The following is a 22,889-nucleotide window of genomic DNA, read 5'->3' as shown; positions in this document are numbered from 1 at the left end:
TGGCGATGGATCATTTCATTACGTTACCGGTCGGCCTGTTGGAGACGAACTGTTATCTGGTGCCGGTCGGAAAACGCCTGTACCTCATCGACCCGGGGGCCGACGCCCCTGAAATCATTGAAGCGGCCGGACAATTCGACTACGACGAAGCGATCATCCTGCTGACCCATGCCCATGTCGATCACATCGGCGCGGTCGGCGCGACGGCGCGGGCGTTGTCGGCCAAACGCATTCTGCTAAGCGCGGCAGATGAACCGCTGTACGCCAGCAAAGAGAACCAACTGCTGCCCTATTTGCCGCGCGTGACCGATCTGCCGCCGACCTCGGCAAAATTCGACGGCCTGGACTGCGAAGTCATCTTCACCCCCGGTCATACGCCGGGCGGCTGCTGTTATTATTTCCAATCGATTCCGGCAATTTTTGTCGGCGACACTCTCTTCGCCGGCTCCATCGGCCGGACCGATCTGCCGGGCGGCAGCGGCCGGACTTTGCTCGAATCGATTCAGCAGCGGCTGATGGTTCTGCCGGACGACCTGAAATTCTACCCGGGCCACGGACCGGCCGGCTCCATCGGGCATGAGAAGAAATACAATCCTTATCTCGCCGGCTGCTGATTTTACAGCTCCCCGTCCCGGCGTCAAAAGAAAAAAAACGCCGGGCACTCCCGGCGTCTTGCAAACTTAAGAACGCTAACGCTTCACTCGTCCAGAGAAAAGTCCCGGCCCAGTGCTTCGGCGGCCCGGTAAAATTCCAACTGTTCGACGATCAGCGGTTCTTCGGCCGCTCCCTTGGCCAACTCCAGCGCCTCTTCCTGCAATCGCACCGCTTCGCTCAACCGTCCGATCCGCTGGCAGCATTGCGCCAACGCCGTAATCGCCCGAATCCGCTCGGTAATCGTCAACTGCTCCCGTTCCTGGTAGGCTTTGCGCGCCGCACCCAACGCCGGCGCAATCCGGATCGGTCCGGTCTCCTGCGCCAGCAGCGCCTCGGCCAATTCCAACAGCCGGGCCGGCTCGCGCCCCAAGTGCTCGATCATCGCCTGATAGGTTTCGTCGGCCTCAGCCAAATCCGGCTGCTGCTCAAGCAATTTCAACTTCAGCAGATAAAAATCGTAATTTTCCGGATACTGCTGCAAAGCGGCATTGACCGTTTCCATCGCCTTGGCAACCTCTTTCAAATAGGTCACATAAATGTAGCATTCGAACGCCACCAACTGCTCGTCGTCCGGATTGGCCGCCAAGCCGTCCTCGATCAGCTTCAGCGCCGCTTCGTAATCCTCCTGCTGCATTTGTTCGCCGATCGCCAGGAACAATTTGAGCCGCGCCTCGGCCGCCCGGTAATCGAACGTGCCATCCAGAATCGGAATCAGCACCCGGCGCATTTCATCGAGATCGCCGCGCCAGACCACTTTCCCTTCCCGGTTGACGATGACCAGCAGCGGCAGCAGCACTTCGCCGGACGGCAGGAAACCAGCCACCGACTGGAATTTCGGCGTCAACCCGACCGGATAATGGGCATTGCGCAGCAACGGGCCGTCAGCCGGCGGCAACTCGTCGCCGCTGAAGAAAACCGCACTCTGCAAACCGCGGTCCGCCAGCTTCTTCTGGCAACCGGCCAGCATCGCCAGCGTCATGCGGTCGAGCCGGTCGTCGCCGCTCATGAACCCCAGCAGATAAGTTTCTCCGGGCCGGATCTCCAGCGTCTCCCCTTCCCGCAGCCAGGCAGCCACCTCCACCTCCGGCGCCGCGTCGCCAATCTCTACGGCGCCGACCAAAAAGGCGGAGCCGGCCAGAACCGACACCGCCCCGAATTTCCAAAACGATTTCATCGCTTATTTTTTCTGACCGTTCTCGAAATAATCGATCAGATACTGCGCCACCGGCGGAATCGTCTTGCGGGCTCCGTCGCCGCGCATCGACTCATGGCCCCTGACGCCGACGGCCACCGCATTGCGGGCCGCGATCGGCGAAGTCTTGGTCTTCTTGCCGAAGCGGACGAAATCGACGAAAGTTTTGACGATGTCCGGATCGGAACCGCCATGACTGCCGGCCACTTCCTTGAGCTTGTAAATGATATCCGGCGTCGCCCGCGGGCCGCGCCGGGTCCAGACGTGCACTTCGCATTGGCCGTAGTCGCCGATGTTCTCCACCCGGCCGTGCGTGCCGATGAACGTGTAATTGCGTTCGGCATCCGGCGCATAATGGCACTGCATGTAAGCGGCCTGCACACCGTTGTCCAACTGCATCAGAATCATGTTGTGATCTTCGACATCGATGATCGGCGAAAGGCCGACCTGGCTCATCGGCGGCCAGTTTTCATCGCTCCAGGACGCATTGCCCGGCGTTTCCGGCGAACGGCGGGCGCATTTGTCATAAACGCTCAACTTGCCCATGCCGCTGACCGCATTGGTGTAACCGCTGCAGACATAATGAATGACATCGATGTCGTGGGCACCCTTCTGCAGCAGCAGACCGTTGCTGAAACGCTGCTCGGAATGCCAGTCCTTGAAATAGGCATCGCCGCCGTAGCTGATGAAATGGCGGCACCAGGCCGCCTGCACTTCACCGATCAGACCGGAATCGACGATATCCTTCATCTGGTTGATGACCGGAAAATGGCGCATGTTGTGTCCCAGATACAATTTGGAACCGGTACGGTAAGCCGTTTCGAGAATCCGGTCGCAGCCTTCGATGGTGATCGCCATCGGCTTTTCCAGATAGACCGCCTTGCCGGCCTCCAGCGCCGCAATCGCCATCTCCTCATGCCAGAAATCCGGCGTCGTAATGAAGACCGCCTCGACATCCTCACGGGCCAGCACCTGCCGGTAATCATCGGTCGTGAAAACGTCTTCGCCATACTTTTCCCTGAATGTCGCCAACGCCTTCGGAGAGATGTCCGCACCGGCAACCAAACGCGACCCTTCGCCCGGATGATGCGCCAGCGCAGCCAGACAGCCACGGCCGCCGACACCCAGCACACCAATTCTCAAATCAGCCATTTTTCAAACCTCAAAGTTATAGGTGAAACACAGTATAATCAAAAAGTTGCGTTTAATATACCACTTTTTGCCATGAAAATCCAGTTTATCAGTGAATTTTGTCAAATTTCCCGGATTTTTTTTCACATTCAATCCAATTTTTGATTTCAAACGACAAAAAACGCGGCCGGCAACTCCGCCGCCGGCATGAATTCGCCTCCGCCGCCCCGTCGGGCGGCAACCCAACTCAGCGAAGACCGATAATCATCAGAAAATGCAACGAACTGCCGCAAAGTACAAACAGATGCCAGACGGTGTGGCTGTAAGGACGGTTGCTCAAAAAGAAAATGATTCCGAAAGTATACACCAGCCCGCCGGCAACCAGCAAGGCGAGTCCGGTCGTACTCAGCCCCACAATCAGGGAACGGATGACAATCAGGCTCAGCCAGCCCATCGCCAGGTAGAGCAGCACCGACAAACCGTAACAATTCTCCAGGGTAAAGCATTTGACGACAATCCCGACGGCGGCGATCGACCACATGACGATCAACAGAGCCAGGCCGCTGCCGCCGCCGACGGCAAGCATCAGCAACGGCGTGTACGTCCCGGCAATCAACAGATAAATCGAACAGTGATCCAGCCGGCGGCAGCACAATTTCACTCGATCGTTGCGAACCGCATGATAGGCGGTCGAAGCCAGATACATGCTCAACAGCGAAAGGCCGTAAATCAGGAAGACCGTCATGGTCAGCGGCTTTGCCGGCAGCGCCGCGACAAACAACGCGATCAATCCGCCGATTCCGGCGAACAGGCCGACGGCGTGGGTGATGGTGTTGGCGATTTCTTCGTTCGGTGAATAAAAATTTGATATGACTTCCGGGACAGCATTACGCATGGCAAGATTCCTTGACTGCAATCGGCCACGGCATTCCCGGCACTCTCCGGAAAACCGATGGCGTCCTGAGCGGATAATGAAATGATTAAAAATCAACGGATCGGCGTTGGTTCAAGCAGCGGAGTTTCGCGATTCGGCATCGAAACGACCGGGGCGGCCCGGCGCCACTGCCGACAACGTCCGGCAATGAAATCGATGATCTGGCGCTGCGTCTCCCTGCCGTTGCCGATCACCGGCAGCGGCGCGCCGAATTCGAAACAAATCCGGTTTTCCGGATGGACCGGGCCGCACTCGGCAATCAGGCGGCCGCGGGTGATGAAATCGGTTTTGAGGGCAAAAGGAATGATTTTGACCCCCGCGCTTCTGGCCAGCTTGACCGCAATGGTATTGAAACGCTCGGGCCGGAATTCGAAGCAACGGGCCGCTTCGGGAAAAATCAAGACCGACTGACCGCTCTGCAGCCGCTGGCATCCCTGTTCCATAATGATTTTGAAATCCTCCCTGGCGTCGAGCTGCCCGACGCCGATGGCGCCGATGGCGCGCATCGCCTGCCGTAAAAACGGGACGGAAAACAACCCCCGCTTGATGACGAAAGTAAAATCCAGCCGCGGCGAAACGAAAGCGTTGAGAATCATCGTCTCGATCGAACTCATGTGGTTGCCGGCCAGCACGAAAGGGCCGGGCTCGGCGGACAAATTCTGCAGGCCCCGCAAATGAATCCGGGCGCCGCAGCGCTCCAGCAAATCAAAATTCAACCGGGAATAATAGGCCTGGTTCTGCCGGTGAAAACGGCCTTGGCGGGCGCATTTGCCGATGCGGTAAAAATTGAAGCAGGTGCGCAAGTAAAAATAAAAACGGCAATTCAGCAACAGCCGGGAAGCCAGGTCCTGACCGCCTTCCGGCGTGTCATAGCTGTCTTGGACAAAAGAATGTGGCATAAAGTCTCTTTTCAATAACACCGGCCGGAAAGAGCATTGCAGCATCTTCCCGGCCGTGAAAGCAATTAATAGCGGTTGCCGCTGCGGCGGAAGCCGTTATTGCTGTGGGTGCGCTCTTCGCGCGGCCTGGCCTCGTTGACAACAATCGTCCGGCTGTCATGGCTGGAACCGTTCAGGCCGGCAATCGCCGCCTGCGCTTCGGCCGTATCGTGCATTTCGACGAAGCCGAACCCCTTGGGCCGGCCGGTATCGCGGTCGGTAACCAGCCGGACGCTGTCCACGGCGCCGTAGCTGGAGAAGGCCCGGTCGAGATCATTTTCACTCATCGAGTAAGGCATGTTTCCAATATAGATGTTCATCATGGGTCCTTTCGCGGGAACAATTCGCCCGCAGTTATTCTGCTCTCTCCGATAAAAATTGACTGGTTGTTTTGGAAGTTGTCGGTAAATTGCCCGATAAGAAAAGGAGAAAGCAAATTGCTGCTGAACCCATCAGGAAAAAACTGCAAAGATATCAGGATTTCAAAAAAATCGAAAAATCAAACCAAAAAAACGTAAACTTTCATCATTCTTCCCTCCTCATACTGTTTTCAAACCACCGTTCCACTTGAACAGTCGTTTCCGTATGAAAGCGAAGAGATACTGTTACAATAACCGTCAAAACCGGCAATGCAAGCCTGATCGGAAAAATAATTGAATAATAAAATCATTTTCCGAGTTATCCCATAGTTCGCGCACCTGAAGCCATCGCGCCGGTTCCCGCCCCGGAACGAGCCGGTCATTCCGCGGTTTCCGGAGCCAGCTTCGGCGTGATATACTCCCGGAACTCCTCCGGGGTCATCTGGTTATGCCGCCGGAAGATGCGGGAAAAATAATTCGGCGACCGGTAGCCGCATTTCTGACCGACCTCCGAAATGAACAAATAAGGGTTGCGCAGCAACTGCCGGGCCAGGTACATCCGTTTGTCCTGAACGTATTGCTGCGGCGAGAGTCCCAGGTACAGCCGGAACAATTTCTGCAGATAACCGATGCTGACCGCCGTATGGACGGCGATATCGGCAATCGCCAGACCGGCATCGGTATAATGCAGATCGATGAAATGCAAGGCCCGACGCAACTGCGGCGGCAGCCGTTCGTTCTGATTCTGATGCTGCTCCAGATCGCAGAAACGGATCAGCAGCGCATAGAGCAAAGCCCGGCACTGCCGGAATTTCGAGGCATTGTTCAGGACCTGCAGCGCCGCCAGCCACTCCTCGAACAGTTCGTCATGAAAAGGCCCGGTCACCCGCAAGGTACTGTCGAACTCCTCAATCGGCTGAAAAACGACATAGATGGTTTCGGTCATTTCCAGATCGATCTGATTGTGCGGCGTCCGCGGCGGAATCACGAACAATTGCCCGGTTTCCGCCCCCAGCCTCACCTCCCCGGCGCCAGTCTGAAAAACCGAATCGCAGCGGCCGCATTTGACGTAGACCAGCTCACAGCCGTCATGATCGTGCACCGGTACGACCCGCTGTCCCCGGCAACGGCCGGCATGGGAAAAAGTCGGCAAAGCTTCCAGCATCGGCTTCAATTCCCTCCAGGATTCATTTGTGCTATAGATGGCGTTTTATTTACCAGTACGGGATATTGCCTTTTCCCGTCATTTTTACTATAATAACTGACAGAAAGTCGGTTTGCAAACCCGAAAACCTAAAAAAGTTCACAGCAAGCATTAGGAGGAAATATGAAAAAACATGACTTCACATTGATCGAATTGCTGGTCGTGATTGCGATCATCGCCATTCTTGCCAGTATGCTGCTGCCGGCGCTCGGCAAAGCCAAGGCTTCCGCTCAGAGTATCAAATGCCTCAACAACGTCAAGCAGATCGGCATGGCCAATGTTTTCTATCAGGGCGACTACGACGACTGGGTGATGAACCCGGAGCTGAAACGCGACAACGACGGCTGGATGCTCTTTTATGAACTGATCCAGGATTACGGCTTCGGGCTCGGTTCGATCAGTTGTCCGGCCTCGTCCTCCACCCCGGTCGACTGGCACGATGTCCTGTGGAACGGCAATGCCTGTTACGGCATCAATTACTGGAGTGTCGGCTATCAGGCGTTTTACACCAGTGAATGGTACCGGAAACCGCACAAAATCAGCGAATTCGATCCGTTCGGCAAAATTTCCGATATGATCTACGCCGCCGACAGTTATACCGCCGCCGAAGCCGCCGCTTTCGATTCGGGCGTCTGGCACCGCTGCACCCTCATTTCGATGGAGGCGCCATGTTACCCGCATCCGCAGGGCAAGACCTGGATGGGCTGCGCGGTGGCGGTCCGTCACAACAATTGCGCCAATATGGTCGCGCTGGACGGCCATGCCGAAAGCGTCAAAGCACCGGAATTGCTCTGGCGGGAAAAACGCTGGAGTCCCCGGAATTTTCCGGAAGGTCTGGCCATCGACTACACCAATGACTGACCCCTGCCCGACTCATACCACCATTCGAAAGGCGTTACAAAAAATGATTCGAAAAAAGCTGCGAATGCTGCTCGGCATACTTGCCGGTATCGCCGCCGGCGCCTCCTCCGGCTATGGAGCGACCCTGATTCTGGAAGATTTTCAAATCCCGTACCCGGAAACTTACTGGAACTTCCGGGCGACGAAAACTGAAGTATTGTCGGGTGATGAGGGCAATCAGCTGCAATTGACCTATCCGAAATGGTCGGAAGGCCAGGAAAGGTGGCCGGCCGCCATTCTGGAGTGCGGCAGCGGCAAATTTCAGACCGCGGACTGGCGCGGTTATGCGGCGTTCGCCATGACTGTTTTCAACGAATCGGCCGACTTCACCATCCGCTTCCGGCTGGATGATGCCCACGGCAACCAATACGGCACCAGTTTTTTCCTGCCGAAAGGCGAAGAAACCGTCTGCATCATTCCAATCCGGGAACTCGCCGAACGGCTGGACGTCACCCAAATGGTCCGTTGGGATCTCTGGCTGGAAATGCCGCCGGAAAACCGGGTCATCCGCCTGAGCGATATCCGCCTCGCCGATGAACCGTACACTCACCGGAATGTCGAAGCGCTGTGCCGCCGGCAGTTGAAACGGCTGGAAACGGCAGTTCAACAATTGCAGGCCACCCAAGGCACCGCCTATACCGATCAGTTACTGGCGGACATCGAACAATGGCAGGCAATCTTTACAGCCCCGGAGCACCGGTCAGCGAAAATCGCCGCCAGCCGGGAACCCCGGCTGGAGCAATTGGAGCAATTGACCTTGGCGGCGGCTTTTTTCGCCGGCCGCCAGGATGACTTCACCGTCTACCCGGTCGCTCCAACCCGGAAATTCCGGCAGAACCAAGTACCGGGAACAGCCGTTCCGGAAACGGAAATTCGTCTGGATGCCGCCAGGGGCGAAGCGGAAAGCCGGCAGTTGCTGGTTTTCGCCAACCGCAAGCCGCTGCGCGAAGTCACCTATCACAGCACCCCGCTGACCGATGAAGCCGGCAACCAGTTGTTCCCCGAACTTTCGGTGGTCGGGTATGTTCCGGTCGCCAATCCGACCAGGCCGGGCTATGGCTTCGGCCTTCGCGGCGATTATCCGGATATCCTGCTGCCGAACCAGCCGTTTGAAGTGCCCGCTTTTCACAATCAGGCGTTGTGGTTCTCGGTCTGGGTACCGGTCAACGCCGCGCCGGGCTGTTACCGCGGCCTCATCACCGTCACAGCGGCCAATGCGCCGGAAATCAAACTGCCGGTCACGTTGCAGGTTTATGCCGCGACGATTCCGAAACTGGGAAAATTGAAAACCAGCTGGTCATATCACGCCATCCTCGCCCGGCCGGAATATTACGGCGCCGACTGGACGGCGGAACTGGCCGACGCCTTCATCCGCCAGAACCTGAAATACCGCTTTTCCGTCGATCGTTTCGCTTACGACATGACACTCGACCTGCCGGATACCTTGCCCTGGAACCGTGTTTTTCAAGTCGATGACGGCGGAAACGTGGCCGCCGACTGGCAGGAGTTCGACCGGCGGGTCGAATACTGGCTCGCACAGGGCAAAAATACCTTCAAAAATTATTATCCAGGCTGGCTGGATAAAAAATCCAACCTCGCCGCTCCGGCAATCGAAGCGCAGAAGCTGCAGCTGATCAGCCGCCATCTGGCCGAAAAGGGCTGGGCAGACTATTTCTATCTGTATGTCTTCGATGAACCGCCGCCGGGGGAAGCCGACAATATCAAAGAAGTCTGCGACTGGATTCACCGACAGGGCGACAACCTCAACGTCATCCTGACCAGTTGCCATGACAATGAAAGCGAATATGTCGGTTATGCCGATATCTTCGTGCCTCATATCAATGTCTATGATCCGGCCTTCGGCGCAGAGCGCCAAGCCGCCGGCAACCAGTACTGGATGTACACCTGCATCGGCACGGCATTCACCACTTACCCGGACACCTGGAAAATCGATTCCTGCGGCACCGCCCACCGGGCGATCGGCTGGTGGCTTTACAAATATGGAGCGCAAGGCTACCTCTACTGGGAATTGGACTGGTGGTGGAAAAATCCCTGGGAAACCGCCGAAACCTTTCCGAACGGCAACGGCGACGGCTCGATGTTTTATCCGGCGCCGGACCGCCAATCGCTACCCTACCCTTCGATCCGGGCCGAACTGACCCGCGACGGCTTCGAAGATTACGAACTGCTGCATCTGCTGGCCGAGCGTTATGCCGGCAACCCGCCGGATGAAGTGAACACCCTGCTGACTGCCGCCGAAATCATCGAAGCGCCGGATCGCTACCACCAGGCCGGCGACGACGACTTCATCCGGCTGCACCGGCGACTGCTGGAATTGCTCGATTGATCGCTCAAACTCTCCTGCCGGTTTCCGTGCAGGAGAGTTTCCTCCTGTATCCAACCCAACCAAGAAAGACGCAAAAACAATGTTTTCAAACCCGAAGCCGATCCCGGTCATTCTCGATACCGACATCGGCGGCGACATCGACGATGCCTGGGCGCTGGCTTTTCTGCTGAATTGTCCGGAAGTGGAACTCAAAATGGTATTGACGGCCACCGGCGACACCACCTACAGCGCCAAAATCGCTGCCAAAATGCTCACTATCGCCGGCCGTACCGACATTCCGGTCGGCATCGGCCGGCCGACCCGGCCGGAAGCCGCCTGGCGGACCGTCGCCGCCTATGTCGCCGATGACGATCTGGCCGATTACGCCGGGACAGTCTATCCGGACGGCATCGCCGCGCTGATCGAATTGATCGATGAACAGCCAACTCCGGTGACGCTGACCGGCATCGCCGCGCTGAGCAACGTCGCCGAACTGCTGGAACGCCGGCCCGACCTGGCCGGCAAAGTAGATTTCGTCGGCATGCACGGCAGCATCCGCCAGGGCATCGGCGGCGAACCCGGACCGGTCGCGGAGTACAATGTCAAAATGGATGTCGCAGCAGCCCGGAAAGTCTTTCAGGCACCGTGGCGCTCAATGGCCATCACCCCGCTGGACACCTGCGGCCTCGTCCGGCTCGACGGTGAACTCTACCGGCGTTTGTACCACTCCGCCGATCCGCTGCTGCAAAGCCTCTTCCGTCAATACCGCCTGTGGCACCGGGAAGTGCAGGCGCCGTGGCCGGTCGACCAGAGCAGTTCCACGCTATTCGATACGGTGGCGGCCCTGATGACCTTCTCGCGCCGCTTCCTGCACTTCAAAACCTTGCCGCTGGCCGTCACCGATGACGGCCATACCGTCGTCCGGCCGGCGGCCGGCAACCGGATCGACACGGCGGTGGCCTGGCACGATCTGGAAGCATTCCGGAATTTTCTGGCCGCCCGCCTGCTGTCGCGCCAGCCCCTTCCCGGCACCCCAAGCCGGACAGCAGCAACGCTCCCCGCCTGGGAAACGCTGCCGCTTTGAGGCGGCGTTTCCCAAACTTTGCCTCATTACAGCGTATTCAACAGCCCCAGCATCCGGTCCATCTGCTCTTCCATCGACACAACCAGCTTCAACTGGTTGCGGCAGCGGTCGAGATTCTGGCCGGGACGCCGTATTTTGAAATAAACATCGCCGTTCAGGTAATCGGTCAGGAAACGGATGCCGATTTCCAGGGTGATCAATTTACCGGAAAAAGGCAGGTATTCCCGCTCGGCTTCGGTCAGGAACTCGCGGCAACTGCTGAAAAAACCGCGCAGCAGCGCTTCGAACATCGAATACTGCATATAAACCTTGCTCAAATCGACTTCATCCTCTTCCGCCGGCGTCGTGCCGGAGCGGACCATGTCGCCGAAGTCGTACAGCGCCAATCCGGGCATCACCGTATCCAGGTCGATGACGCAGATGCCTTCTCCACTCAAATCGTCGATCAGAATATTGTTGGCTTTGGTGTCATTGTGGGTGATGCGCTCCGGAATATCGCCGGAGGCGTTCAATTTCAACAGCAATCCGGTCTCATCCTTGCGCTGCATGATGAAATCGACTTCACGCTGCACCTCTTTGGCCCGGCCGGCCCGGTCTTCTTTCAACGCCTTTTCCAAGTGCTCGATCCGCCGCGGCGTATTGTGAAAGTCCGGAATCGTCTCGTGCAGCCGCGGCCCCGGCAAATCGGTCAAATCGCACTGAAATTCGCCGAAGGCTTTGGCGATGCAGAACGCCTGCGCCTCATTTTCCAGCACGTCATAACTTCTGGCGTGTTCGACAAAAATATACATCCGCCAGAAGGTGCCGTCGTCGGCCTGTACGTAAGGAAGGTCGGCAAAAGTGCGCAGCAAACGCACTGTCCGGCGCCGGGTCTCCACCCGTTTCTGGTGAATTTTGCGCAACAGATGCTGCGTTACCCGGTCGATGTTCTCCATCACCCGGCGCGGATCGGTAAAAACCATATGATTGATCCGCTGCAGCGTATAGTGCAGCCGGATGCCGCCCTGATCGTAAGTAACCTGATAAGTGTCGTTGATGTGGCCGGTACCGAACGGCACCGCCACCAGAAAGTCGCCGTATACGACAAATTTCGCACAAATATTCCTGATTTCTCCCTGTGTGCGCATCCTGGAACGATTCCCCTTTAAAAATGAGTCAATGCCTTCTGCCCGATCGGATAGATATTGAAGCCGATCCGATAAAGTGTCTGGTGGTCCAAAAGATTCCGGCCGTCGAACAGGAAAGCCGGTTTTTCCATCAGATCGAAAATCCGCCGGTAATCCAGTTCGCGGAAGCAGGCCCATTCGGTCAGCACCGCGACGGCGTGAGCCCCTTCGACCGCCTCGTAAGGCGACCGGCAATAAGTGATCTCTCCGCATTCCCCGGCCAGGTCCAGTTTGGCATTCTCCAGCGCCTTCGGATCGAAGATCGCCAGCCGGGCGTGCTCTTCGAGCAACTGCCGGCAAACCGCGATCGCCGGAGATTCCCGCGTATCGCCGGTATCCGCCTTGAACGCAAAACCGAGAATGGCGATTTTCTTGTCGGCCACCGTATTGAACATCGCCGACAACATATTGCTGACAAAGCGCCGCGCCTGGAAATCATTCATCCTGACCACCTGCTCCCAGTACTCCGCCACTTCCGGCAAACCGTAGTAACCGCACAGATAAACCAGATTCAGAATATCCTTTTTGAAGCAGGAGCCGCCGAAGCCGACGCTGGCTTTGAGGAATTTCGGACCGATCCGGCTGTCCCGGCCGGCGGCGGCGGCCACCTCGGTGATGTTCGCCTCGGTCTTTTCGCACAATGCTGCAATGCTGTTCACCGACGAAACCCGCTGGGCCAGCAGCGCATTGGAAACCAGCTTGGTCAATTCGCTCGACCACAAATTGGTGGTGATGATCTTCTCCCGCGGCACCCAGTTGGCATAGATCGCCGCCACTTCCTCAATCGCCCGCTGTCCTTCCGGCGTTTCCATACCGCCGATCAGCACCCGGTCCGGATTCTGCAGATCGTTGATCGCCGTCCCTTCGGCCAGAAATTCCGGATTCGAAATGATCTGGAATTTCAACCCTTTGGTGTTGGAGTGCAGAATCCGGCTCATCGCTTGGGCGGTCCGCACCGGCAGCGTGCTTTTTTCGACGACGATTTTATCGCGGTCGGCATATTCGACGATGCTGCGGGCGGTTTTCTCCAGATACTGCAGATCGGCCGCCCGGCCGGCGCCGGCGCCGAAAGTCTTCGTCGGCGTGTTGACGCTGACGAAAATGATGTCCGCCTCCCGGATCCCCCCGGCGACATCGGTCGAATAAAACAAATTGCGGTTGCGGCAGCGCGCCACCACGTCTTCCAACCCCGGTTCGTAAATCGGCAACTGCGGAGAATTCCATGCCGCGATCCGGTCGGCGTTGATATCGACGACGGTCACTTTGTAGTCGGGACACCGGTCGGCAATCACCGCCATGGTCGGGCCGCCGACGTAACCGGCGCCAATACACAAAATATTCTTACCCATAAATCACTGCATTTCCCTGGTTGACGGAGGTCCGGCCGTCCTTTTTCAGTCCGTCGGCCCGCCTCCGCGCCAAACCATTTCCTTCCAATCAGATAAATCTGCGAAAAAGTCTTTCAGTCGATCCAAAGTCTCTGAAAACAACAAAACGGAGTAATTTAACTCCTTTATGAATGTTTTCCAGTCCAGTCGCGATTAAATTTTATCATTTTCATATCACCGGCCGGCAACGGTCACAGATATTCGTCCAACTGGCGCTCGGCGATCTGCTGCACCAGCACCTTCACCTGCTGCACCTGTTCGACCGGGCAAACCAGCGTCGCATTGCCCGCCTTGACGACGACCAGATCGCGGACGCCGACGACGCCGAGCAGATGGTCCGGCTCACTGATCAGAATGCAGTCCTCGCTGCCGAGCGTCACCACCGGGCCGCGGCAGACGTTGCCGGCCGGGTCGGATTTGAACTGTTTGCGCAGCGCCTTCCAACTGCCGACATCATCCCAGTCGAAACGGCCGTCGACCATCTGGATATTTTCGGCATTTTCCATCACCGCGTAGTCGATGGAAATTTTCGGACTGCGCGGGAATTCCCGTTCGATGACCGCCGCCGGGTCCGGCGCCGAGGCCAAGCGTTCGGTCAATAGCCGCAAGGCCGGGCAACATTCACCGAACGCCCGGACAATCGCCTCCACCGTCCAGACGAAAATACCGCTGTTCCAGCGGAAGTTACCGGCCGCCAGAAACTGTTCGGCCAATTCTCTGCCCGGCTTCTCCCGGAAACCGTCGACCTGGTACAAATCCCCGCCGAGATGCGGTCCCAGCTGAATATAGCCGTAACCGGTCGCCGCTTCGGTCGGCCGGATGCCGATGGTCACCAGCGCGCCGCTTTGCGCCGCGTCCGCGGCCGTCTGCAAGGTCCGCTGCAGCAGCTTGGCCGGCCGGATGGCCTGGTCGGCCGGCAGCATGATCATCGTCGCCGGACCGCCGGACCGGCGCAGTATCATTCCGGCCGCCAGTGCCACGCACGGCGCCGTATCGCGGCCGATCGGTTCGCCGATGACGTTCTCCTCCGGAATCGGCAGCAACTGCTGAATCTGCCGGACGTACTGCCGGTTGGTGACCACCAGGATATTTTCCGGCTTCAACAACGGCAGCAAACGCAGCACCGTCTCCTCCAGCATGCTGTTGTCGCAAGTCAGCTTCAGCAACTGTTTCGGCGTATCCCGCCGGCCGAGCGGCCAGAAACGCTCGCCGCGCCCGCCGGCCATGATCACCGCATATAAATTCATTATATTTCTCCACTTCTGTTTCGTTCATTCCATCCCTGCTCAACGGTATCTGAAATCAAAATATACACGCGGCTGCCGGAGATTGCCAATCACGGAGCGGTTCAATTGTTCCTCGCCGCCTTGACTGTCCCCGCCGGCCGTGATACATTAAGCAGTGTGAAAACAGGAAGGAGAACGATTTTATGACCAAGCGGGCTTTGCTCACCGGCATTACCGGTCAGGACGGCTCTTATCTGGCGGAGCTGCTGCTGCAGAAGGGCTACGAGGTCCACGGCATCATCCGGCGCGCCAGCTCGTTCAACACGGCGCGCATCGACCATTTGTACCAGGACCAGCACGAAGAAAATGTCCGGCTGTTTCTGCACTACGGCGATTTGACCGCCTCAAGCAACCTGACCCGGCTGATCGGCGAAATCCAGCCGGATGAAATTTACAACCTCGGCGCCCAATCCCACGTTCAGGTCTCCTTCGAACTGCCGGAATACACCACCGACGTCGATGCGGTCGGGACGCTGCGCCTGCTGGACGCCATCCGCGCCACCGGAGTCCGCACCCGTTTCTATCAGGCTTCGACCTCGGAACTGTTCGGACAGGTGCTCGAAATACCGCAGTCGGAAACGACGCCGTTCGCGCCGCGGTCGCCCTATGCGGTGGCCAAACAATACGCCTTCTGGATCACCCGCAACTACCGGGAGGCCTACGGGCTGCACGCCAGCAACGGCATCCTGTTCAATCACGAGTCGCCGCGCCGCGGCGAAACTTTCGTCACCCGCAAAATTACCATGGCAGTCGCCCGGATTCACCGCCAGTTGCAGGAATGCTTGTACATCGGCAACCTGGATGTCGGCCGCGACTGGGGCTTCGCGCCGGATTACGTCAAGATGATGTGGCTGATGCTGCAGCAGGAGGAGCCGGATGACTACGTTGCGGCGACCGGCGAAATGCACACGGTCCGCGAATTCATCGAGAAATCCTTCGCGCTGGTCGGCCGGCCGGTGGAGTGGCGCAATTGCGGTGTCGACGAAATCGGCATCGACACCACCACCGGCCAGACGGTGGTCCGGGTCGATCCGCGTTATTTCCGGCCGGCGGAAGTGGAACGCCTGCTCGGCGACGCCGGCAAAGCCAAACGCCAACTCAACTGGACGCCGACGGTCAAATTCAACCAACTGGTCGAAATCATGACGACAGCGGACCTGCGGCTGCTAGACAACCCGAAATACGAACTGGGATTTTAAATTCTATGGAAACGATTCCCCGTCACGCCGCCATCTATATCGCCGGTCACCGCGGCATGGTCGGCAGCGCCGTCGAGCGCCGTTTCCGCCGGGGCGGTTACCAGAAGCTGCTGACCAGAACCCGCCGGGAGTTGGATTTGCGCGACCGGCAGGCCGTCGAAGCGTTTTTCGCCGCCAACCCGATCGATTATGTCGTCCTGGCGGCGGCCAGGGTCGGCGGCATCCAGGCCAACCTGACCCAGCCGGCCGAATTCCTGCTCGACAACCTGGAAATTCAGAATAACGTCATCATGGCCGCTTTCCGGCACGGAGTCAAAAAACTCTGTTTCCTCGGCAGCAGTTGCATCTATCCGCGCGCCTGCCCGCAGCCGATCAAAGAGGAGTATCTGCTCGGCGGCCCGCTGGAACCGACCAATGAGGGCTACGCCCTGGCCAAAATCGCCGGTTACAAATTGTGCCGTTATCTGACCCGGCAGTACGGATTCAACACCATCAGCCTGATGCCCTGCAATCTCTACGGTACCAACGACAATTACGATCCGGTCGCTTCGCACGTCTTTCCGGCGCTGGTCCGCCGGTTCGTCGAAGCGGCCGACCGGGGAGTGCCGGCGGTGACGCTGTGGGGCAGCGGCGCTCCGCTGCGGGAATTCCTGCACGTCGACGACCTGGCCGAAGCGGTCTACTTTTTCCTGCAGCATCATGACGATCCGGAGTTCGTCAACATTGGTTCCGGCGAGGAGTTGAGCATCCGGAAACTGGCTGGATTGATCGCCGCCGCCGCCGGCTTCCGCGGCACCATCAATTGGGACCCGGCCAAACCGGACGGCATGCCGCGCAAATTGCTGGACAGTTCCAAAGCCGGGGCGCTGGGCTGGCGGCCGGCGGTTTCGCTGGCGGAAGGCATCCGCCGGACCATTGCCGAATACCGCGGCCTGGCCGGAACCGGAAACAATGTTTCAGCAAGCAAAAATCACCATCGAGAAACGGAGCTGGAGAAGTGAACACGTTACGAAAAATCAATGCCGGCGAAATCAAAATCGGCGTGATCGGCCTCGGCTACGTCGGCTTGCCGCTGGCGGTGGAGTTCGGCAGGCAATTCGATACCGTCGGGTTCGATGTCAAGCCGGAACGCCTGGCAATGCTGCGCGACGGCGTCGACCTGACGCTGGAGACCGCCGCGGAAGACCTGGCGGCAGCCCGCCTGCTGCGTTATTCAGACGACCCCGCCAGCCTGCGGGACCGCGATATTTTCATCGTCACGGTGCCGACTCCGGTCGACCGCTACAACCGTCCCAACCTGACGCCGCTGCTCCGGGCCAGCGAAACGGTCGGCAAGGCCCTGAAACCCGGCGCCGTCGTCGTTTACGAAAGCACCGTCTATCCGGGCTGTACCGAAGAGGAGTGCGTACCGGTGCTGGAAAAATACAGCAACTTGAAATTCAACCGGGATTTCTTCTGCGGTTACAGCCCGGAACGCATCAACCCCGGCGACAAGGAACACACGCTGACGAAAATCCTGAAAATCACCTCCGGCTCGACGCCGGAAGCCGCCGACGCCGTCGATGCCTTGTACAACCGCATTCTGACCGCCGGGACCTACCGGGTAAGCAGTCTGAAGGTGGCGGAAGCGGCCAAAGTCATCGAGAACTCGCAGCGCGATTTGAACATCGCCTTTGTCAACGAACTGGCCAAAATCTTCCATCTGATCGGCATCGACACCAACGAAGTGCTCGAAGCAGCCGGCACCAAGTGGAATTTTCTGAATTTCAAGCCGGGGCTGGTCGGCGGTCACTGCATCGGCGTCGATCCGTATTATCTGACTCACAAAGCCCAGGCGCTCGGCTATCTGCCGGAAGTCATCCTGGCCGGCCGGCACATCAACGACGGCATGGGCAAATATATCGCCGTGGAGATCGTCAAGCTGATGATCCGCAAGGAACAGCGGATCTCCGGCGCCAAAGTGCTGCTGCTGGGAATCACCTTCAAGGAGAACTGTCCGGACATCCGCAATTCACATGCGGTCGACGTCGCCCGGGGACTGGAGGAATTCGGCTGCCGGGTGACGGTTTACGACCCGTGGGCGGCGCCGGCAGAGGTGGAACGCGAATATCGGCTGCATTCGACCCAATGTCCGGAAGAGTTGGCCGTTGCCGGCTACGACGCCATCGTACTGGCGGTGGCGCACCGCGAATTCACCGCTCTGGACGTCCGGCAATTCGGCAATCCGCAGACGGTCATCTACGATATCAAAGGGGTTCTGCCCAAAGAGTGGACCGACGGAAGGCTGTAAAGCGATGGAACACTCCCTGCGCCATGCCCGAATCCTGATCACCGGCGGTGCCGGTTTCATCGGTTCCAATCTGGTCGAATATTTTCTGGCTCGGGACAATGAAGTCGTCGCGCTCGACAACTTCATGACCGGCCGGCGGGACAACCTGGCCGGGTATGCCGCCCACCCGGCGTTCCGGCTGCTCGAAGGCGATATCCGCGACCGGCAGCTTTGCCGCCGGGCGGTCGACGGCATCGATTACATCCTGCACGAAGCGGCGCTCGGTTCGGTGCCGCGTTCGCTCCGGGATCCGGTCACCACGACGGAAGTGAATGTTTCCGGTTTCGTCAATTTGCTTTTCGCCGCCCAGGCCGCCGGGGTCAAGCGGTTCGTATATGCCGCCAGCTCGTCGACCTACGGCAACAGTCCGGCGCTGCCGAAACGCGAGGAGACCATCGGCAAGCCGTTGAGCCCGTACGCGATCACCAAATACGTCGACGAACTTTTCGCCGCCAATTTCACCGAACTCTACGGCATCGAAACGATCGGCCTGCGCTACTTCAACGTCTTCGGCCGGCGGCAGGACCCGCAAGGCGCCTATGCGGCGGTGGTACCGAAATTCGCCGCCGCACTGCTGCAACACCGGCCGCCGGTCATCAACGGCGACGGCAGTTACTCCCGGGATTTCACCTACATCGACAATGTACTGCAGGCCAACGAACTGGCTTTGCTGGCAGAATGCCCGGAAGCGCTCAACACCGTCTACAACATCGCCGGCGGAGAACGAACCACTCTGCTGCAGCTTTTCCAGGCTCTGCGCGACTCGCTCGGCCGGTTCGATCCGGCCGTCGTCGCCATCGAACCGCAGTACGGCCCGCCGCGGCCCGGCGACATTCCGCATTCGCTGGCGGACATCGGCAAGGCCCGGACGCTGCTCGGATACCGGCCGCAATTCGATGTTCAGACCGGCCTCCGGCAGGCGGCCGAATGGTATTACCGTCATCTGGCCGAATGACGGCGGGCCGAGTTACAGCTTCACTTCCAGCGCCGTCCCTTCCCGGACGGTCTCGCGGAACGGAACCGCTCCGCTCTCGTCGGTGATGATGACCTCGATTCCGGCCTCCACCCGCCGCAACTGCAGATCGAAAACCGTACCAAAGGCATGAATCCGGCGCAACGCGGCCCGATCCCAGGCGGCCGGCAATTGCGCTTTCAGAGAGAACTGCCGGAAACCGGTCGGCACGATGCCGAACAGTCCTTCGGTGAAAATCCGGCAATAAAGCGCACTTTCGGCGGAAAGCTGGCTCTGGTTGCCTTCCGGATACGCTTCGACCGGATACGAGACATGTTTTCCCAGCAGCCGGGAACGCGTATAAGCAATCAGGCGCGGCAGAGCTTCCTCGAGAAACCCGCAGAACAGAATGCCGCGAAAGGCGTAAAGCGCCGAACGGTCCCAATACGTTTCGGTGCCGCTGGCAGTCAGCAGGCCGTCGCCCAGCCACAGCCGGTCGGAAAAGAGCGCCGCCACCGTTTCCGGCGCCCGATCCTCGAAACCGAACACCAGCGGCATGCAGATCCAGCTGCGCAACGTCGTATTGCCTTCGTAATAGCAATAGGTCTCGAATCCTTCCACTTCAGCGGCAAAGAACGACTCGACCGCCCGCTTCAACGCCGCCGCCTGCCGGCGGTATTCGCCGGCTTTTTCCGGCTGCTCCTGCAACGCCTCCAACAGATCGGCAGCGCGTTCCAGCCCGTCGAAGTAGAGCATCGCGGTACATAAATTCGCTTTCCCGGCCGGAAAACGCCCTTCCAGTTCGTCGCTGTCGGAAGCCACCACCCCTTCCGGCGTCAATTGCCGGCGGCAATATTCCAGCGACCAGGTGATCAGCGGCAACAGCTCGCGTCCCCAGGCCGGATTGCCGGAAGCCAGGGCAAAGCGGGCCGCCCCGTGCGCGATCATCGCCATGTCGCCGCGATCCCCGGCGCCGTGCCAATTTCCCCGCCCCTCGGCGACGATCGAACTGGGAATCGGCCGGTATTCCTCATTCATATAACCGGCGAAATGCCGGAAAGCATTCAACGCCGACTGATTGCCGGCGGCATCGCCCAGGAATGGAAAGAACGGATTGGCATACTCCGCTTCGTCATTGGCCCAGATCGCCGCCAGATAGCGGTTGTAACCGCCGGGGCCGTGCAGCAGTCCGCCCCGGGTCGCGAAGATGCTTTCCACCGCGTGGAATTTGGCAAAATCGAACATCAGATTCAATGCCTCGTCCGGCGTCTCAAGACGCAATTCCCGGAACGTAGCCGCCGTCAAAGCCTCCCGGGCCGCCAATTCCGGCAGCGCATCGGCAAAATAGGGCGGCTCCTCCGCCAACCTCGCCGACCGCACCACCCAATAGGACAGCGCCGCGCCGGGAGCCAGGCGATACGTCCCGTCACCGACGATGTTGGTCCGGACCGTATAAACGCCGAACACCCCCGGCGCGGTATCGGTCGCCGAATCATAAGCCGGGACGGTGATTTCCAACGGCCGGCCGGCGCTATTTTCCAAAGTAACCAGCTCCAGCAGGGCCGGCGCATTCAAAGCCGGAAAGATCACGCGGCGGGAGGTCACGTCGTCTCCGTGGCGGCTGACCACCTCGAAACGGCCGCGAATCCGAATTTCGCCGACCCGGCCCGGCTTCAACGGCTGCCGGTCGCATTCCACCGGCGGCAACGCCGCATCGTCGAAGGCGACGGACAGCGCCGCATGAGTATTGTCCGGCAGCGTCCGGAGCATCGGAAAACGGGCTGCCCGAACCGCCGAAAATCGTCCGTCCTCATCCACCTGCCACTCCAGAATGACATCCATCGCCCGGCCGGCCATCGCCAAATGATCCCGGCACCCCACCGGATTCCGCCGGTAAATTCCGCCATCGGCCATCTGCCAGCCGGAAGCCGTCGCCTCCTCTCCCGGCTCGACGCCCATACCGCTACCGGCCAGCACGCCGGCCAGCACCGGCGACAACCAAACTGCCATTTTTTTCATGACTCTTTCCCCATGTATGAAGTTTTTCCGTCGATCAATCACGAACCAGGCGGCGAAACCAGCCGCAACCGCCGGTCAAGGTCAGCAACCTCCCGATTGTTGCACGCCTCCAACCGGCGATCGGTACAGATGATCACCAGGCAAGAACGTTCCGGCGGCCGCTCCAGCGCCACCAGCAGAATTTCGGTGTGCGGCAAATCGAAACGGTAACCGCTGCCTTTCGCCTTCTTTTTGAAGGCCGTCGGCGCCGCCGCGTATTTCGTTTCCAACTGCGCTTTCAGCGCTTCCAGCCGCTCAAACGCTTCCCGGCCGGCAAAATCGGCCTGGCCGGTCACCTGAAAAACCACTTGCGAAACCGGCGTCCGCCTGGCCTGGTAAATCTGGAAATCGGGCAATTTTTCCGGTGGATCGATGACATAACAGTTGGGCTCCTCCATCCGCACCACCGTTTCCGGTGGCAACGCCTCGCCGAAACGAATGCCGAACGCCCGGCTGTCCGGCGCTTCGACATAGTAACGCCGGTCCCAGAAAAACAGGCTGACCCGGATGCCGTTCGGCGGCTGCCGGTCCGCCCGGACGACCAATTCCCGCCGGTCGCCGAGTTCTGCCCGGTAAACCCATTCCGCCGCCGGCTGCAACGCGATGCCGTGGGCTTTCTGCAGATAATCGCGGATGTAATTCAAATCGGCCGTCGCATTGGCTTCGGTCCGTCCCGGCAGCAAGCTGAAAGCGGCGATGCCGTACACTTCCGGCGCGACCGCCGAAGTCACCGCCAGAAAACGGTCGAAATAAACATTGCGCTTCAGGGGCCGGATCAGCCAGGCGGCCGAATCCGTTTCGCCGGGGGAACTGCCGGCATTCCCCTGAAACAGAGCCGCCGGAATTTTTTCCCCGCAGCGCACGTCCCAGTCATTCGCCAGCAGCCGATCGATCAAGTCCTCCACCGAACCGATGTACTCCTGCCGCAACGCTTCCGGCAATACTTCAAAACGAACAGTGGAAAAACCGCCGTCATGGATGATCGAAAGCGAATCTTCCCGGACTTTGCGTATTTCGTAATTCCGGTAGACCTTGCCGTCCAGCGTCTCGAGGTCGGCCGCGGCAACCCGGAAAAGCGGCACCGCCAGGGCGGTCAGCCCCAAAATCAAATAGCCGATTCGCATGGTCATTCCTTCCAGTCTCCTCAAACTGCGTCATGGCCTTCTCGCGCACCCCGGCTCCGGTCGGTTCCCCGGGGCCGGAAGGAGTCTGGCGGCCCACTCACTTCGGAGACTTGCCGGCTCCCATCCTCCCGATATTTCAAACGGGCCAGGCAAATAAAAAATCCGTCACGGTTTCGCCGCCGGCTGTTTGCGGAGGAAATCGGCCCGGATGATCCGGATATACGTTTTCGACCAACCGGAATCCGAATCATTGACGCTGCCGTAACCGCCGCCGAAATCGGCTAGCAGGGTATTCCAACCGGTATTTTCCGCACTGTTGTTCGGAAAAACCTCGCGCGCGTCCTCCTGGGTCAGCGCACTGTCTTCCTCCTCCGGCTTGACCTGCGTCTGCGTGATCAGCACCCCGTCGGCCCCTTTGGACTTAGCCTCCTCAATCAACTTGTCGACCAATTGGTCATTGGTCACTTCGCTGTAATTGCCGGACGCCCTGGCTTTGCCGATGACGGCAAAATCGGCCGGCACCTCGGAAGCGCTGTAAAACACCGAGACATTCTCGGTCGGCGCAAACTCCTCGCCCTGATAGCTGAAATTAACGCAGCCCACCAGCAGCGTCAACAACAATGCCGGCAGCGGCATCCTCCAAATTTTCCGTACCATCGCCATTT

20 protein-coding genes are annotated in these 22,889 nt (G+C 58.9%); 8 read left to right on the top strand and 12 right to left on the bottom strand.

Annotated features, from left to right (window positions below):
* The first annotated feature begins 5 nt into the window (after window positions 1-5).
* The gene (locus tag HWX74_RS17745) at window positions 6-614 is read left to right on the top strand and encodes an MBL fold metallo-hydrolase (RefSeq protein WP_217705016.1); all 609 of its coding nucleotides are present in this window, start codon (window positions 6-8) and stop codon (window positions 612-614) included.
* Between the two features lie 83 nt (window positions 615-697).
* Here the strand turns inward: HWX74_RS17745 and HWX74_RS17740 are convergent, their stop codons facing one another.
* From HWX74_RS17740 to HWX74_RS17715, 6 genes are all read right to left on the bottom strand, one after another.
* Window positions 698-1,828, bottom strand: coding sequence for a lipopolysaccharide assembly protein LapB (locus HWX74_RS17740; RefSeq protein ID WP_176014908.1), 1,131 nt, complete (start codon window positions 1,826-1,828; stop codon window positions 698-700).
* A 3-nt stretch (window positions 1,829-1,831) separates the two neighbouring features.
* The gene (locus HWX74_RS17735; protein ID WP_176014907.1) at window positions 1,832-2,998 is read right to left on the bottom strand and encodes a Gfo/Idh/MocA family protein; all 1,167 of its coding nucleotides are present in this window, start codon (window positions 2,996-2,998) and stop codon (window positions 1,832-1,834) included.
* Between the two features lie 226 nt (window positions 2,999-3,224).
* Window positions 3,225-3,872, bottom strand: coding sequence for a hemolysin III family protein (locus HWX74_RS17730; RefSeq protein ID WP_217705015.1), 648 nt, complete (start codon window positions 3,870-3,872; stop codon window positions 3,225-3,227).
* 92 nt (window positions 3,873-3,964) lie between these two features.
* A complete protein-coding gene (locus tag HWX74_RS17725; protein WP_176014906.1) occupies window positions 3,965-4,810 on the bottom strand; it encodes a 1-acyl-sn-glycerol-3-phosphate acyltransferase in 846 nt (281 codons plus the stop codon).
* A 65-nt stretch (window positions 4,811-4,875) separates the two neighbouring features.
* Entirely contained in the window at window positions 4,876-5,169 is a 294-nt protein-coding gene (locus tag HWX74_RS17720) for an RNA-binding protein (RefSeq protein ID WP_303048131.1), read from the bottom strand.
* 418 nt (window positions 5,170-5,587) lie between these two features.
* Entirely contained in the window at window positions 5,588-6,373 is a 786-nt protein-coding gene (locus tag HWX74_RS17715; RefSeq protein WP_176014904.1) for an AraC family transcriptional regulator, read from the bottom strand.
* Between the two features lie 162 nt (window positions 6,374-6,535).
* Between HWX74_RS17715 and HWX74_RS17710 the strand changes: the two genes are divergently transcribed.
* From HWX74_RS17710 to HWX74_RS17700, 3 genes are all read left to right on the top strand, one after another.
* Window positions 6,536-7,273: a type II secretion system protein gene (locus HWX74_RS17710; protein ID WP_176014903.1), complete on the top strand. Its 738-nt coding sequence runs from the start codon at window positions 6,536-6,538 to the stop codon at window positions 7,271-7,273.
* Between the two features lie 43 nt (window positions 7,274-7,316).
* Complete coding sequence (locus HWX74_RS17705) at window positions 7,317-9,659, top strand: DUF4091 domain-containing protein (protein ID WP_176014902.1); 2,343 nt, start codon at window positions 7,317-7,319, stop codon at window positions 9,657-9,659.
* Window positions 9,660-9,738: 79 nt separating this feature from the next.
* Entirely contained in the window at window positions 9,739-10,722 is a 984-nt protein-coding gene (locus HWX74_RS17700) for a nucleoside hydrolase (protein ID WP_176014901.1), read from the top strand.
* A gap of 26 nt (window positions 10,723-10,748) precedes the next feature.
* Here the strand turns inward: HWX74_RS17700 and HWX74_RS17695 are convergent, their stop codons facing one another.
* The 3 genes from HWX74_RS17695 to HWX74_RS17685 all read right to left on the bottom strand — a co-directional run bounded on the left by HWX74_RS17695 (window position 10,749) and on the right by HWX74_RS17685 (window position 14,523).
* Complete coding sequence (locus HWX74_RS17695) at window positions 10,749-11,849, bottom strand: phosphotransferase enzyme family protein (RefSeq protein ID WP_176014900.1); 1,101 nt, start codon at window positions 11,847-11,849, stop codon at window positions 10,749-10,751.
* Window positions 11,850-11,866: 17 nt separating this feature from the next.
* The gene (locus HWX74_RS17690) at window positions 11,867-13,237 is read right to left on the bottom strand and encodes a UDP-glucose 6-dehydrogenase (RefSeq protein ID WP_176014899.1); all 1,371 of its coding nucleotides are present in this window, start codon (window positions 13,235-13,237) and stop codon (window positions 11,867-11,869) included.
* A 230-nt stretch (window positions 13,238-13,467) separates the two neighbouring features.
* Complete coding sequence (locus tag HWX74_RS17685; protein ID WP_176014898.1) at window positions 13,468-14,523, bottom strand: mannose-1-phosphate guanylyltransferase; 1,056 nt, start codon at window positions 14,521-14,523, stop codon at window positions 13,468-13,470.
* A gap of 182 nt (window positions 14,524-14,705) precedes the next feature.
* Between HWX74_RS17685 and gmd the strand changes: the two genes are divergently transcribed.
* The 4 genes from gmd to HWX74_RS17665 are packed head-to-tail and all read left to right on the top strand — an operon-like array spanning window position 14,706 to window position 19,045.
* Window positions 14,706-15,761, top strand: coding sequence for a GDP-mannose 4,6-dehydratase (gene gmd / locus HWX74_RS17680; protein WP_176014897.1), 1,056 nt, complete (start codon window positions 14,706-14,708; stop codon window positions 15,759-15,761).
* 5 nt (window positions 15,762-15,766) lie between these two features.
* A complete protein-coding gene (locus HWX74_RS17675) occupies window positions 15,767-16,762 on the top strand; it encodes a GDP-L-fucose synthase (protein WP_176014896.1) in 996 nt (331 codons plus the stop codon).
* Window positions 16,759-18,051 carry a nucleotide sugar dehydrogenase gene (locus tag HWX74_RS17670; RefSeq protein WP_254872359.1) on the top strand — a complete coding sequence of 431 codons (1,293 nt, stop codon included), beginning with the start codon at window positions 16,759-16,761 and terminating at the stop codon, window positions 18,049-18,051. Before HWX74_RS17675 ends, HWX74_RS17670 begins: the two co-directional genes overlap by 4 nt.
* Before the next feature lie 4 nt (window positions 18,052-18,055).
* Window positions 18,056-19,045, top strand: coding sequence for an SDR family oxidoreductase (locus HWX74_RS17665; RefSeq protein WP_176014895.1), 990 nt, complete (start codon window positions 18,056-18,058; stop codon window positions 19,043-19,045).
* A gap of 12 nt (window positions 19,046-19,057) precedes the next feature.
* Here the strand turns inward: HWX74_RS17665 and HWX74_RS17660 are convergent, their stop codons facing one another.
* The 3 genes from HWX74_RS17660 to HWX74_RS17650 form a co-directional block, all read right to left on the bottom strand.
* Window positions 19,058-21,061 carry a hypothetical protein gene (locus HWX74_RS17660; protein ID WP_176014894.1) on the bottom strand — a complete coding sequence of 668 codons (2,004 nt, stop codon included), beginning with the start codon at window positions 21,059-21,061 and terminating at the stop codon, window positions 19,058-19,060.
* A 38-nt stretch (window positions 21,062-21,099) separates the two neighbouring features.
* On the bottom strand, window positions 21,100-22,230 hold the full coding sequence (locus HWX74_RS17655) for a hypothetical protein (protein ID WP_176014893.1): 1,131 nt from the start codon (window positions 22,228-22,230) through the stop codon (window positions 21,100-21,102).
* A gap of 159 nt (window positions 22,231-22,389) precedes the next feature.
* A complete protein-coding gene (locus HWX74_RS17650) occupies window positions 22,390-22,881 on the bottom strand; it encodes a hypothetical protein (protein WP_176014892.1) in 492 nt (163 codons plus the stop codon).
* Window positions 22,882-22,889: the final 8 nt, after the last annotated feature.

It is taken from the genome of Victivallis sp. Marseille-Q1083 (assembly GCF_903645315.1).
Lineage (GTDB): Bacteria > Verrucomicrobiota > Lentisphaeria > Victivallales > Victivallaceae > UMGS1518.
Note: the sequence above shows the minus strand (reverse complement) of the source record. Positions and strands in the feature narration are given on the sequence as shown.